This window comes from Actinomyces radicidentis (assembly GCF_001553565.1).
In the GTDB taxonomy this organism is placed as follows: Bacteria; Actinomycetota; Actinomycetes; order Actinomycetales; family Actinomycetaceae; genus Actinomyces; species Actinomyces radicidentis.
Genome location: NZ_CP014228.1, coordinates 55,527 through 68,976 on the forward strand (window position 1 = coordinate 55,527; position 13,450 = coordinate 68,976).

A 13,450-nucleotide genomic window follows, 5' to 3' on the forward strand; every position below is an offset into this window, starting at 1 on the left:
TATGGGGGTGCGCGAGGCCGTCGTGGTCTTGTGGGCCAGGGCCTCGCGTATGCAACCTTCGTGGATCACCACCGAGGCGGTCGTTAGGGGACCGCTGCGGGGTGCCGACATGCATAGGAGACCCTGGTGATTACTGAGCGTACAAGCCTGGGGCTGGACGTTCACGCCCGCAGCGTGAGCGCCGCCGCCATCGATACCCTCACCGGCGAGGTGATCCAACGCCGCCTGGACGGCGAGTACAGCCACACCATCGACCTGGCCTCACGCCTGGCCGCCGAGCACGGACCACTGCTGATCACCTACGAGGCAGGCCCCACCGGCTTCGGACTGGCCCGCGAGCTGACCGCCGCGGGCCACCGGGTGCAGGTCGCCGCACCCTCGAAGCTGGCCCGCCCCGCCGGACAGCGGGTCAAGACCGACCGCACCGACGCGATGTTCCTGGCCGAGTGCGCCCTGAACGGCACGATCACGCCCGTGCGCATCCCTACCCTGGCCCAGGAGGGCGCCCGCGACCTGGTGCGATCCCGCGACGACGCCCGCACCGACCTCATGGCCGCCCGCCACCGCCTGTCCAAGATGCTGCTGCGCCGCGGATGGGTCTACCCCGGCAAGACCACCTGGGGACCCGCCCACGACGCTTGGCTGCGCGCACTGCGCCGCGAGGACGTCCCCGCCCTGGGCGCCGGCGCCACCGCGGCCTTCGACGACGCCTACGACACCGTCACCCACACCCTGGCACGACGCGACCGCCTCGATACCGCCATCGCCGCCCTGGCCGCCGACAGTGAGTTCACCCCCGTCACCGCCCGCCTGTCCTGCCTGAGAGGCATCTCCACACTGACCGGCTTCGCCCTCGCCGTCGAGATCGGCGACTGGCACCGCTTCACCGGCGCGACCATCGCCTCCTACCTCGGACTGGTCCCCTGCGAGCACTCCTCGGGCCAGACCCGCACCCAGGGCGGCATCACCAAGACCGGCAACACCCACGCCCGACGTCTCCTGACCGAAGCCGCCTGGCAGCACAAGAGCCCCTACCGCCCCGGCCCCGCCCTGCGAGCCGCATGGGCCAAGGTCCCCGGGGACGTCGCCACCCGGGCCGACACCGGCAACAGGCGCCTGAACAGGCGCTGGCAGACCCTGGCCAGCCACCACAAACGTCACACGATCGCCAACACCGCCATCGCCCGGGAGCTCGCAGCCTGGTGCTGGTCCCTGGCCGTCATGGACCACTAGAACCCCCACAGACCGCGCTGACCGGCACCACCAGGGCCCAGAGGGGAAGCAGCGTGAGGAGGACACCGGCGATTCGACTGTGAGCACCCCCAAGGGCACGCTCGACCTCAGACAAGCCAGCTCCTCCCACCGAAACCAGCGTCATGCGGCACACAGACCCGCGCATATCAGACTGACCACGCGTCAACACCAGACACGCCACCCCCACCCCACCGGCCAACGCCGAAGAGGGGGCACCCACCGGCCAGTGGATGCCCCTCTTCACCCTGCCACTTGACAGGAAACCCCTACATATCAGCCGAGCACGGCCGCGAGCGCGTCGGCGACGGCGCGCATGCCGACGGCGTTCGGGTGGTAGGAGCCGGCGAGGCCGCGGCGGGTCGGGACGAGGCCCGTCACCCAGGGCTCCGCCGAGCCGAGGGCGTGCTCGCTGCTGAGCCCGGAGACGGCGACGAGCTCGACGCCGCTGCGTTCGGCGGCGCGTGCGAAGGCGGACTCGAGGGCGGCCTGGACGGTGCGGAGGGCGTCGAGGTCCGGGGCACTGACCGAGGCGGCCTCCGGCGTCGTGCCGGGGCCGAGGAGGGAGAGGTAGTCGACGAGGAGGACGCGGGCTCGCAGGGCGCGGTCGCGAACGGCGTCGACGACGCGGGCGAGCCCGGCGGCGGTGCGCTCGACGTCGTCGTCGGTGGGGACCGGGACGGGCGGGAGCGCGGGAGCGGCGTCGGATCCACGGGATGCGGTGCCGTCACCGGAGGCGGAGGGACCGTCCGTGCCGTCGGCTGCACCGCCTTCGGCTGTGTCGCCGGCCGCGTCGCCGGCCGAGCCTCCCGCCATGGCGGCGAGGAGCGCGGCGACCTCCGAGTCGGGCCCCGCGGCGCGCGCGGCGGCGGACATGGTCGCGCCGATGAAGCCGAGGTCGTTGCCGCCGGCGGTGATGGTGACGAGCTCGGCGTCGGCGGGCAGGCCGTCGATCTGGGGCGGGATGCTCACGCCGTTCCAGGTGGTCTGGGGCGTGTCGAGGATCGCCCCGGTGGTGGCGCCGGAGACGGTGAGGTCGGTGAGGCGGGCGCCGAGTCGCTCGGCGAGCAGGTGCGCGTAGTTCGCGCCCGAGCGCATGGCGGCGACGTCCTCGACGGGCGGGACGCCGGGGCCGGCGGCGTAGGAGGAGCCGAGGACTGCGACGGAGGACGGTGCGCTCATGCCGGTCATCCTGGCACTGTCCGGAGCCGCCCTGCCGCGAGCGCGTCGGTGCCCCCGGCCGGACTCGAACCGGCAACCTGCGGATTAGAAGGCCGATGCTCTATCCATTGAGCTACGGAGGCGCGCCCCAGCCGCCTCGGGCGTCGGGAGCGCGCCAAGACTACGGCACGTGGGAGTTGTCCCCATCCTGTGACCGGGGCGCGCGGGGTGGTGGCCGGTCGGGCGCCGGTAGGGTGACATGAAGCACCCCACGAGATCGACTCGGCCTCGGCCGTGTCCCCTCCCGGAAGGACCCCCGTGCCCCGACCTCCCTCGTCGTCCGGTCACTGTCCGCCCACTCCCCTGCTGAGCCGCGCACCTTCACTGCGCCGTTCACGGTGGGGCGCACGCCCGACTGCGACGTGCAGGTGGTCCACCCGCTCGTCTCGCGCCGGCACCTGCTCGTGACGCCGGGGCCGCAGGGCTGGCTGGTCAAGTGCCAGGGGCGCAACGGGATGCTCGTCAACGGCCGGGCGACGCGCTCGGCGCTCATCACGGAGGGCACCCGGGTCCAGCTCGGCGACGCCTCAGGTCCGGGGCTCGCACTCATGCCGGTTATGACGACGACGGCGCCCGACCCCCAGCCAGGCGGCACGCAGCCGGGCGGCGAGCAGCGCCAGGCGGCCGGTCCGCAGGCGCCCCAGGCTCATCGCCCGGCGGCCTACGGCACCACGCCCGGTGCCCCGAGCGCGCCAGCCGCCGGGTACGGAGGCGCCCCGTCCTCGGCCACCGCATCCGAAGCACCGTCGAGCGCGTCCGCAGCAGCGCCGTCGGTCCCCTCCGCGGCCCAGCCGCACGCCTCCGCCGTGGCCCGTGCGACGCCGTCGGCTCCTGCTTCCTACGGCAGCGGCCCCACCTCGGCACCGTCGAGCGCGTCCGCAGCAGCGCCGTCGGCCCCCTCCGCACCCGTCCCGGCTCAGTCCGCATCCGTCCCGGCCACCCAGCAGGTCCCGCTGGCGGCCGCGAGCGCGGAGTCCGCGCGCCCCCTGCTCGCGGAGTCGGCGCCGTCGGCCTCCACCGGCGGCTTCCCAGCCGGCGCCCGCCGCACCGTCCGCTCCGTGCGCATCACCGCCTCGGGCACGATCGGCCGCCATCCGGACAACGCCCTCGTCCTCGCCGACCCGCTCGTGTCGGGCCGCCACGCCCGCGTCGACCTCACCGCGCAGGGCATCCGCGTCACCGACCTGCGCTCCACGAACGGCATGTACGTCGCCGGCCGGAAGGTTCAGGACGTCCTCGTCACCGAGCCGACCGTCATCGGCATGGGGTCCACCTTCGTCTCGATCCGCCCGGACGGCCTGTGCGAGGTCCAGGTGGCCGACGCCGGCGGAGAGCTCGTGGGCCGCGACCTCACCTTCTCCGTGAACAACGGCCGGCTGCGCCTGCTCGACGGCATCTCCTTCTCGTTGCCCGGGCACGAGCTGCTCGCCGTCGTCGGCCCCTCGGGCGCCGGCAAGTCCACCCTTCTCAAGGCGCTCACGGGCGAGCAGAAGGCGCAGGAGGGGCAGGTTCTCTTCAACGGCCTCGACGTCTACGAGAACTACCCGGTCATGCGCAACAAGATCGGCGTGGTCCCCCAGAACGACGTCGTCCACTCCGCCCTCACGGTCCGCCAGACCCTCGAGTACGCCGCCGAGCTGCGCTTCGCCAAGGACGTCACCGCCGCAGAGCGCCGCGAGCGCATCGACCAGGTCCTCGAGGACCTCGACCTCGCCGACCACGTCGACAAGCGCGTCAAGAAGCTCTCCGGCGGTCAGCGCAAGCGCGTCTCCACCGCGATCGAGCTGCTGACCAGCCCGTCCCTGCTGTTCCTCGACGAGCCGACGTCGGGCCTGGACCCCCAGCTCGACCGCGACGTCATGGACCTGCTCGCCACCCTCGCCCACGGCACCCGCCCCGGCGACACCGGCCGCACCGTCATGGTGGTCACCCACAACGAGAACCACATCGACCGGGCGGACAAGGTCCTCATCCTCGCCGCCGGCGGCAAGCCCGTGTACTACGGGGCGCCGTCGCAGGTCCTCCCCTCCTTCAAGGAGCGCCTCAGCGAGCTCGCGGCCGCGGGGCGCGTCAAGCACGTCGCCGAGCGCGGCGGCTTCGCGGACCCGCCGGCCATCGAGGGCTTCGCGGACGTGTACGCCCTCATCCGCAACCACACCGAGGAGCTGCGCGCCCACCTCGAGGCCACGGTCCCGTCCACGCGCCGCGGCAACGGGCAGAAGGTGCGCACGAGCCGGCCGGTGACGGAGAAGCAGGAGCCGAAGCAGTCGGCGCTGCGGCAGGTCTCCACGCTCGTGCGCCGTCACCTGCGGATCGCGGCGGCCGACCCGTCCTACCTGGCCTTCATGCTCGTGCTGCCGCTCATCATGGGCGTGCTCACGAAGGCGATCGAGGGGCCCGACGGCTTCTCCGCGCCACCCGTCCAGGTCATCCAGCCGGGCGAGGTGCCGAGGCTGCCCTAGATGCAGGCCCTCGAGCTGCTCGTCATCCTCATCACCGGCGCCGCGTTCTCCGGCATGGCGGCGACGATCCGCGAGCTCGTCGGCGAGCGCGACGTCTTCCTGCGCGAGAAGGCGGTGGGGTTGCGAGACGGCGCCTACCTCGTCGCCAAGACCGTGGTGCTGGCGCTCATCGTGACGGTGCAGACGGCGCTCATGGTGGGCGTGGCGCTGCTCCTCAACCCGGGGCCGGACGACGCCCTGTGGGCCGGGTTTGGCGGGCTCGAGCTGGCGCTGTGCTGCTGGGCGGTGGCCTTCGTGTCCGGGCTGCTGGGCCTGGCGGTGAGCGCCTTCGTGTCGAGCTCCGAGCAGGTGATGCCGGTGCTCGTCGTCATCATCATGGCGCAGCTGGTGCTGGCCGGCGGCGTCATCCCGATCGAGGGGCGGCCGGGCTTCGAGCAGCTCTCCTGGCTGCTGCCGGCGCGCTGGGGCTACGCGATGGCGAGCGCGACGGTCGACATGAACACGATCCTCCCGGACCGCGCCGACGGCCTGTGGGACCACACGACCAGCCAGTGGTGGTTCGACGCCACGATGCTCGCCGCCATCGGCGTCGTGTGCTTCGGAGCGTGCTGGGTGGGTCTCGCCCGCCGCGGCCACCGCTGAGCGGGCCCCGCCGGACCGGGAGCTCCGCTCCGCGTCCCGCGCGCACCCGCCCCTTCCGCGTCCAGCACCCCCATCGCGCACCCATCACGCACCCATCCCACAAAGGCAGACATCCTCGGCGAACTGTGACGGCGACGGCGTCACAGTTTGCCGAGGATGTCTGCCTCTGAGCCGTGTACGCCACGCACGCACCGGCCGCTCCCGGCGCTGCGCACCGTGACCAGGGTCAGCGCCGCACGCACCTACCTGCCAGGCTCCACAGGGCCCGCCGTGAGCCCTCCGCCCTCAGTCGGCCCGTGCCAGCGCTCGTCCCCCGCCGCCTCCCGGCAGGCTCAGCGCATGGAGACCTCATCCGTTCCCCTCCTCGCGCAGTCCGGACGCGCACCCTACCTCGACGACGTTCCCACCCGCCCGGACCGCGAGCCCGGCTGGCAGCGAGTCGCTCATGGCGTCCACGCGCGAGCGGACGAGTGGACGGCTGCGAACGGACGGAGTCGCCACCGAGCACTCATTGCGGAGGCGGCAGCGCAGTACGGCGATGACCTCGTCCTCGTGGGTGCCTCCGCGGCGGTCCACCTGGGGCTGCCCGTTCTCGGCCCGATCCCGAGGCTCGTGCAGTGCCTGGGCACTCATGGTCAGCGACGACGGACCACGCTCGTCGAGAGGCGCCGCACGACTGCGACCCCGCCGATAGTCGAGGTGAACGGCGTGCTCACGACGGCGCCGTCGACGACGGGGCTCGACCTCGCTCGCTGGAGCACGCTCGTGGCCGGTGTCGCCGCGCTCGACAAGGTCCTCCACGAGAACACCGCGACCACTGACGACGTCACCGCGGCTCTCGCGGCGCTGCCAACCGGAGCGGTCGGCGCGCGGCGGGCGAGGGAGGCCGCGCACCTCGCGGACGCCCGCGCGGAGTCACCCGGAGAGTCCCTCTCGCGGGTGCGCATGTGGCAGGCGGGACTGCCGGAGCCGGACCTGCAGCGCACCGTCATCGTGGAGGGGCGGCGGTACCGCCTGGACTTCCTGTGGCACGGCGTCCGCGTCTGCGGGGAGTTCGACGGCCGCGTCAAGTACACGCGTGACGCCTTCGGGGTGGATCCGCAGGACGCGGTGTGGAGCGAGCGCCTGCGCGAGCAGGCCCTGCGCCGGGGCGGGCTCGCCGTCGCCCGGTGGACCTGGGACGAGGCGTGGTACCGCGACGGCGCTGCGATGCTGGCCGAGCTCGCCCGCCACGGCATCCGCCCGAACGGCCGCCGGTGGTAGCACGCCGCGCCGGCCCACCGCCACCAGCCGGCCCACTGATGCCGCTGGGAACGTACGTCACCGCCAAAGACAGACATCCTCGGCAAACTGCGACGCCGTCGCCGCCACAGTTTGCCGAGGATGTCTGCCTTTGTGCTGGGGGGCCGGACCAGCGCGTCCGCTCCCTCGCCCACCGCCCCCTCGCCCACCGCCCCCTCGCCCACCGCCCCCTCGCTCACCGGGCCCTCGCCCGCCCCGGCGCTAGACTCCCCACCGTGAGTCGACAGATGAGTACCTCAGATCCCCTGGTGTGGATCGACTGCGAGATGACCGGCCTGGACCTGAGCGCGGACGCGCTCATCGAGGTCGCCGTGGTCGTGACCGACTACGAGCTCAAGCCGCTGGGCGAGGGCATCGACGTCCTCATCAAGCCGCCGGCCGCCGCCCTGGACCAGATGAACGACTTCGTGCGCAAGATGCACACCACCTCCGGCCTGCTCGACGAGCTCGAGGAGGGCCTCACGATGGAGGAGGCGCAGCGCCAGGTCCTGGACTACGTGAAGTCGCTCGTCCCGGAGGCCCGCACGGCGCAGCTCGCCGGCAACTCGGTGGGCACGGACAAGACCTTCCTCGCGCGCGACATGCCGGAGCTCATCGAGTACCTACACTACCGGATCGTCGACGTCTCCTCGATCAAGGAGCTGGCGAAGCGCTGGTACCCGCGCACCTACTTCCAGTCGCCGGAGAAGCACGGCGGCCACCGCGCGCTGGCGGACATCCTCGAGTCGATCGACGAGCTGCGCTACTACCGCGGCGTCCTCTTCCCGCAGGGCGAGGGCCCGACGAGCGAGGACTGCAAGGCCGTGGCGGAGGACGTCGTCGCTCACCCGACCGCGGACCTCATCTGAGCTGCGCCCGGGGTCCCGGGCACCATCCGACGACGCCGGCCGCCGCCTTCTCGCGGTGGCCGGCGTTGTCGCGTCCGACGGCGCTCAGCGGTTGCCGCCCACTCTCGACGGCGGCCGCCGGTTCTCACTCATTGGCGGCGACGCCCCAGGCCCCGCCCACGCCCCCGAGCCGTGGCCGCATCCTTCGCCCGCCGCCTCCCCTCCCCGTACCTCCCCTGGCACAGGGCCCGCACCCCACGTGACGCAGTGCACGGGCGCCGGTTTGGCCCAGCCGGGCGCGACCCGATAAAGTACCGACTCGTTGCGGCACGTCCGCAGCGATGGTGGCTGTAGCTCAGTTGGCAGAGCGCTTGGTTGTGGTCCAGGAGGTCGCGGGTTCAAGCCCCGTTAGCCACCCCATCCGATTCCGGCTCCGGCACTTCGCCGGGGCCGGTTCTCGTTTCGCGGCACCGACGCCGTTCCATCCCCACAGCTCAGAGGTGATCCATGGATCGTCGAGACTTCATGCTCGTGCTCGCCGCCGGCACGGTGGCGGCAACCGCCTCCTGCTCGTCCTCGTCCCGGGCGCCCGAGGCCTCGTCCGGAGGCTCCGGCGCCGCCTCGTCGACGCCGTCCGCCTCGGCGAGTCCGACGCCGACGCCGACGCCGAGCCCCACCCCGTCGCGCAGCGCCCTGTGGTTGCAGGACGGCCCTCCCCCGCTGCCCGGCCCGCAGGAGCTGTCGGGCGTGATCACGGGTCTGCCGGAGGCGGTCGGGAACACGGTGGCGCTGACGATCGACGACGGGGCCGACTCCTCGGTGGTCGACGCGTACCTGGACTTCGCGAAGGAGTCGGGGGTGCGCCTCACCTTCTTCGTGACCTCCTCGTACCCGGGGTGGACGGACTGCAAGGCGAAGATGATGCCGCTGGTGGAGTCCGGGCAGGTGCAGCTGGGGAACCACACGGTGACGCACGCGGGGCTGACGCAGATCAGCGAGTCGGAGATCATCTCGGAGGTGTCCGGCTGCGAGACCTTCCTGCGGGACACCTGCGGCGTGACGGGAGCGCCCTTCGTGCGTCCGCCGTACGGGTACCGGAGCTCGTGGACGGACTCGGTGTGCGCGAAGCTCGGGTACACGTCGCCGACGCTGTGGTACGGCTCGTTCGGTGACTCGGGGCTGCTGACGGAGGACGTGCTGCTGGACCAGGCCCGTCAGTGGCTCCTGGCGCAGCACGTCGTCATCGGGCACGCGAACTTCCCGACGGTGACGCACCTGTACGGCCAGATCATCGACATCCTGCGCGAGCGCTCGTTGCTCACCGCGACGCTCGACGACGTCTTCTTCGGCCCGGGTCACGACCGGCACGTCTGAGCAGGGACTGCGGGCTCGGGTCTCGCGGCGCCCGGTGCGAGCGCTGGGGCGGGCCGCCTCCGAGTCGTCCGTGCAGGCGCTCCGTGCGGCTGCGCCGACGCCCCGACGACGCCGTCAGCACGAGGAGCACGCATGAGCCGGCGGGGCACGCCTCCCGTCGTGCGGCTGCGCTGCTCGCCGGCCCGCGCCGCCGCCGAGCGCAGCGCCTCCGTCGAGCCGCCCCGGCCGACCCCGCCGAGGACGTCTCCGGCATGTGGTGGTCGGCGCCGTCACGATTCCTGCCGACGACGACGCGCCGTCTCACCGGAGGCTATCCCGTCGGCGTGTGGTGGTGCGAGGAGGACGGGTACGGCCCGCTGCGCGCCACCACCACCGCTACCGCCAGGGCCGCGCGCCCCGTCAGCCCACCCAGCCGCGCTGCGCGATGACCTCGAGCACGAGGTCGACCGCGGGCCCGTAGGGCGGCGCGCCGGCGGTGCACACGGAGACGACGCGCTTCTGCGCGCGCACGGGTCGCGTCCGCACGCCCGGGTGCGTGAAGGCCTCGAGCGCCATCCTGGGCAGGAGCCCCACCCCGCCGCGGGCGGCGACGAGCGCCTGGACGGCGACGTAGTCGTCGCTGGCGTAGCCGACGACGGGCTCGAAGCCGGCGTCCGCGCAGGCGCTCGTGAGGTGGGCGCGGCAGCGCTCGCAGCCCGTCACCCAGGTCGCGTCCCGCCAGGGTCCGAGGTCGGCGACCTCGTCGGCACCGTCGGCGACCTCGTCGGCACCGCCGCCGACGGCGCCCGCCCCAGCCTGGGCGTCCCCGCCCCCGGTGCCGGCGCGTGCCGCTGCGGGCTCGATGAGGTGGAGGAGGTCGTCGCCGAGGTCCAGGCGCCGGACCGCGTCGTCGTCGGAGCCCTCGGGGTAGGAGAAGGTGAGGGCGAGGTCGACGTCGCCGCGTCGCAGCATCTGCAGCGCCTCGGGCGGCTCGGCGTCGACGACCTGGAGCTCGAGGCCGGGCGCCCGCTCGGCGAGGGCGGCGAGGACGGCGGGCACGACGACGGCGACGGCGGAGGGGAAGGCGGCGAGGCGGACGACGCCGGAGGCGAGGTCGGTCATCGACTGGAGCTCGCGCTCGACGCGGTCGAGGGAGGCGAGGAGCGCCCGTCCCTGGTCGGCGAGGTAGCGGCCCTCGTGGGTGAGGCGGAGGCGGCGGCCGACGTGCGTGACGAGGACGGCGCCGGTCTCGGACTGGAGCCGTTGGAGGTGGTGGGTGGCGGTGGCCTGGGCGTATCCGAGTCCGTCGGCGGCGCCGGCGAGCGTTCCCTCCTCGTCGAGCGCCACGAGGACGCGGAGGCGGTTGACGTCGATCACGCACCCACACTACGACATCATCGATTGGTTTGCTCGAATCTTTCGTCTGGACCGATCGATCCGGGCTCGTCACGATGGAGCCATGACAGCCATCGCCGCCCCCGCACGCAGCACGTCCGCCGCCCCCTCCGACGCCGCCGCCACTCCGCGCCACGTCGAGCGCGGCATCGAGCACGACCTGCCGGTCTCCTTCGACGGCGTCCTGCGTGCCGCGACGGCGCTCTCCGGCGTCCTGCCGGCGACGCCGAGCTGGCGCTACCCGCTCCTCGACGAGATGGCCGGCTGCGAGGTGGTCGTCAAGCAGGAGAACGTCCAGCCGACCGGCGCGTTCAAGGTGCGCGGCGGCATGGCGCTCGTCGCCGGGATGGTCGAGCGCCTGGGCAGCGGGCTCCCCGAGGGTCTCGTGACGGCGTCGACGGGTAACCACGCCCAGTCGATCGCCTACGCGGCGCGGGCGCACGGGCTGGGCGCCGTCATCGTCATGCCGTCGTGCGCTCCGGAGGTCAAGCGACGGGCGGTCGAGGCGCTGGGCGCACGGGTGGTCATCGAGGACGGGACCGTGACGGACGCCGTGCGGGCGGCCCGCGAGCGCGCGGCCGGCGCCGGCTGGTACTTCGTGAGCCCCTGCGAGGAGCCGGACATCATCCACGGGCACGCCACGGTGTACCTGGAGCTGCTGCGCGAGCACCCGGACCTCGAGGCGGTGTACGTGCCGGTCGGCTCGGGCTCGGGCGCGGCGGGCGCGTGCCTCGTGCGCGACGCGATCGCGCCGTCCTGCCGGATCATCGGGGTCCAGTCGGCTCAGGCGCCGGCGGCCTGGCGGGCCTGGCGGGAGGGGCGTCCGGTGGAGGACGTGTGCACGACGCGCGCCTCGGGCCTGGCGGTGGCGGCGTCCTCCGGTCTCCCCCAGCGCGTCATGCGCGGCGCCCTGGACGACTTCATCCTCGTCGATGACGACGCGATCGACGACGCGCGCCGCCTCCTGGCGTCTTGCGCGCACACGCTCGCGGAGGGTGCGGGCGCCGCCTCGCTGGCGGGTCTGCTCGCGGACGGGGATCGTCCGCGCCGGTGCGCCGTCGTGGTGTCGGGCGGTGTCGCCGACGCCGCGGAGCTGGCGGACCTGGGTGCGCCGTCCCGTCGCTGAGCCGGACGACGCGCAGCCGGCGCGTCCCGCTTACCGCGGCTCCACGCCCGCCCGGATGAGCCCCACCACGTGCCCGTCGGTCAGCGCCTCCCAGGAGGCCTCGATGATGTCGGTGCCCACGCCCACGGTGGACCAGGTGCGCTCGCCGTCGGTGATGTCGACGAGGACGCGCACGATGGCCTGGGTGCCGCGCTCGGAGTCGAGGATGCGCACCTTGAAGTCGGTGAGCTCGAAGCCGCGGATCTCGGGGTAGGTCTCGGCGAGCGCGTCGCACAGGGCGTGGTCGAGGGCGTTGACGGGGCCGTTGCCCTCGCCGAGGACGGCGTGGCGCCGCCCGCCGACCCACATGCGCACGGTGGCCTCGGACTCGGACTCGGTGGCGCCGTCGATGGGGAGGAGCTCCTCCCCCGGCGCGGGCCGCGCCGCCACGGAGGCGCGCCAGGACTCGACGCGGAAGTACTCGGGCAGGTCGCCGCGGGCCTGGCGCAGCAGCAGCTCGAAGCTCCCGTCGGCGGCGTCGTAGGCGTAGCCGCGGGCCTCGTGCTCCTTGACGGCGGTGGTGACGCGGCCGAGGAGCTCGGAGTCACCGTCGGTGTCAATGCCGAGCTCGCGTGCCTTGAGCTCGATGGAGGCGCGCCCGGCCATCTCGGAGACGAGCATGCTCATGGTGTTGCCGACGCGCGCGGGGTCGATGTGCTGGTAGAGGTCGGGGTCGACCTTGATGGCGCTGGCGTGGAGGCCGGCCTTGTGGGCGAAGGCCTTGGCGCCGACGTAGGGCTCGCGGCCCGACGGTGCTCGGTTGGCGATCTCGCCGACGCGGCGGGAGACGCGGCTGAGCTCGGCCAGCCTCCGGGCCCGCCCGTCGTCGTCGCCGGGCAGGGCGGTCCAGCCGGTCTTGGTCTCGAGGTTGGCGACGAGGGTGAGGAGGTTGGCGTTGCCGGTGCGCTCGCCGAAGCCGTTGACGCAGCCCTGGACCTGGCGGGCGCCGGCGTCGACGGCGGCGAGGGCGCCGGCGACGGCGAGCCCGGAGTCGTCGTGGGTGTGGATGCCGATCGCGCACGCCTCGCAGCCGGCCTCGTCGAGGGCGGCTCGCAGGGACCGGACGGCGTCGGCGATGCCGCCGGGGAGGGTGCCGCCGTTGGTGTCGCAGGGGATGACGGCGGTGGCGCCGGCGCGGGCGGCCTCGAGGGCGACGTCGACGCCGTAGCCCGGGTCGTGCGCGAGGCCGCCGAAGTAGTGCTCGAGGTCGACCATGACCTCGCGTCCGGCCGCGGTGAGCACCTCGACGGTGTCGCGCACCATACGGAGGTTCTCCTCGCGGGTGGTGCGCAGGGCGCGCTCGACGTGGACGGGGTCGGACTTGGCGACGACCGTGACGACGGGGGCGCCGGAGTCGATGAGGCCGCGGACCTGGGCGTCCTCGGCGGCGGGGGCTCCGGCGCGGCAGGTGGAGCCGAAGGCGACGAGCCTGGCGACCTGAAGGTCGAGCTCGGTGCGGGCGCGCTCGAAGAGCTCGGTGTCCTTGGGGATGGCGCCCGGCCAGCCGGCCTCGATGTAGGCGACGCCGAGCTCGTCGAGGAGGCGGGCGACGGCGAGCTTGTCGTCGACGGTGAAGGAGACGGACTGCTGCTGGGCGCCGTCGCGCAGGGTGGTGTCGTAGACGGCGACGGCGGGCCGCGTGCTGCCCGCCGGGCTGCTCGTCGGCTCGTTCGGCCGACTGCTGGTGTGTGCCATCTCCGGGGCCTCCTCGTGCTCCCGCGCGGGCGGGGTCCCGGCGGCCGCGTCAGTGTGCCACGGGGCGCGCGGGTGGCGCGGTGGCGCCCGGTGCGTGATCGGCCGCACCGGTGAGGACCTCGTGTGCGGGCGCCCCG

General features: G+C 73.6%; 8 protein-coding genes, 2 tRNA genes and 1 pseudogene. 7 read left to right on the plus strand and 4 right to left on the minus strand.

The genetic code is table 11. The features are described 5' to 3' along the window. Window positions 1–126: 126 nt before the first annotated feature. Complete coding sequence (locus AXF14_RS00270; protein ID WP_067938949.1) at window positions 127–1,233, plus strand: IS110 family RNA-guided transposase; 1,107 nt, start codon at window positions 127–129, stop codon at window positions 1,231–1,233. A gap of 294 nt (window positions 1,234–1,527) precedes the next feature. Here the strand turns inward: AXF14_RS00270 and AXF14_RS00275 are convergent, their stop codons facing one another. Both AXF14_RS00275 and AXF14_RS00280 read right to left on the minus strand, forming a co-directional pair. Next, on the minus strand, window positions 1,528–2,433 hold the full coding sequence (locus AXF14_RS00275; RefSeq protein WP_067938952.1) for an SGNH/GDSL hydrolase family protein: 906 nt from the start codon (window positions 2,431–2,433) through the stop codon (window positions 1,528–1,530). Between the two features lie 49 nt (window positions 2,434–2,482). Further along, window positions 2,483–2,555: transfer RNA gene (locus tag AXF14_RS00280), tRNA-Arg, on the minus strand. Window positions 2,556–2,759: 204 nt separating this feature from the next. Between AXF14_RS00280 and AXF14_RS00285 the strand changes: the two are divergent. From AXF14_RS00285 to AXF14_RS00305, 5 genes and pseudogenes are all read left to right on the plus strand, one after another. Then, window positions 2,760–5,576 (plus strand): annotated as a pseudogene (locus tag AXF14_RS00285) (ATP-binding cassette domain-containing protein). Between the two features lie 339 nt (window positions 5,577–5,915). Next, window positions 5,916–6,839, plus strand: a complete 924-nt coding sequence (locus tag AXF14_RS00290; RefSeq protein WP_236755694.1) for a hypothetical protein — start codon at window positions 5,916–5,918, stop codon at window positions 6,837–6,839. A gap of 266 nt (window positions 6,840–7,105) precedes the next feature. Beyond that, window positions 7,106–7,726 carry an oligoribonuclease gene (gene orn, locus AXF14_RS00295; RefSeq protein WP_067938954.1) on the plus strand — a complete coding sequence of 207 codons (621 nt, stop codon included), beginning with the start codon at window positions 7,106–7,108 and terminating at the stop codon, window positions 7,724–7,726. A gap of 323 nt (window positions 7,727–8,049) precedes the next feature. After that, window positions 8,050–8,125: transfer RNA gene (locus AXF14_RS00300), tRNA-His, on the plus strand. An 87-nt stretch (window positions 8,126–8,212) separates the two neighbouring features. After that, window positions 8,213–9,079 (plus strand): polysaccharide deacetylase family protein, encoded by an 867-nt coding sequence (locus AXF14_RS00305; RefSeq protein ID WP_067938956.1) that lies wholly within the window; start codon window positions 8,213–8,215, stop codon window positions 9,077–9,079. Between the two features lie 399 nt (window positions 9,080–9,478). Here the strand turns inward: AXF14_RS00305 and AXF14_RS00310 are convergent, their stop codons facing one another. Next, window positions 9,479–10,435: a LysR family transcriptional regulator gene (locus AXF14_RS00310; RefSeq protein ID WP_067938958.1), complete on the minus strand. Its 957-nt coding sequence runs from the start codon at window positions 10,433–10,435 to the stop codon at window positions 9,479–9,481. A gap of 82 nt (window positions 10,436–10,517) precedes the next feature. Between AXF14_RS00310 and AXF14_RS00315 the strand changes: the two genes are divergently transcribed. Continuing rightward, a complete protein-coding gene (locus AXF14_RS00315) occupies window positions 10,518–11,579 on the plus strand; it encodes a threonine ammonia-lyase (protein ID WP_084355230.1) in 1,062 nt (353 codons plus the stop codon). Window positions 11,580–11,609: 30 nt separating this feature from the next. Here AXF14_RS00315 and cimA read toward each other — a convergent pair whose 3' ends face one another. Then, a complete protein-coding gene (gene cimA, locus AXF14_RS00320) occupies window positions 11,610–13,313 on the minus strand; it encodes a citramalate synthase (RefSeq protein ID WP_067938959.1) in 1,704 nt (567 codons plus the stop codon). Window positions 13,314–13,450: the final 137 nt, after the last annotated feature.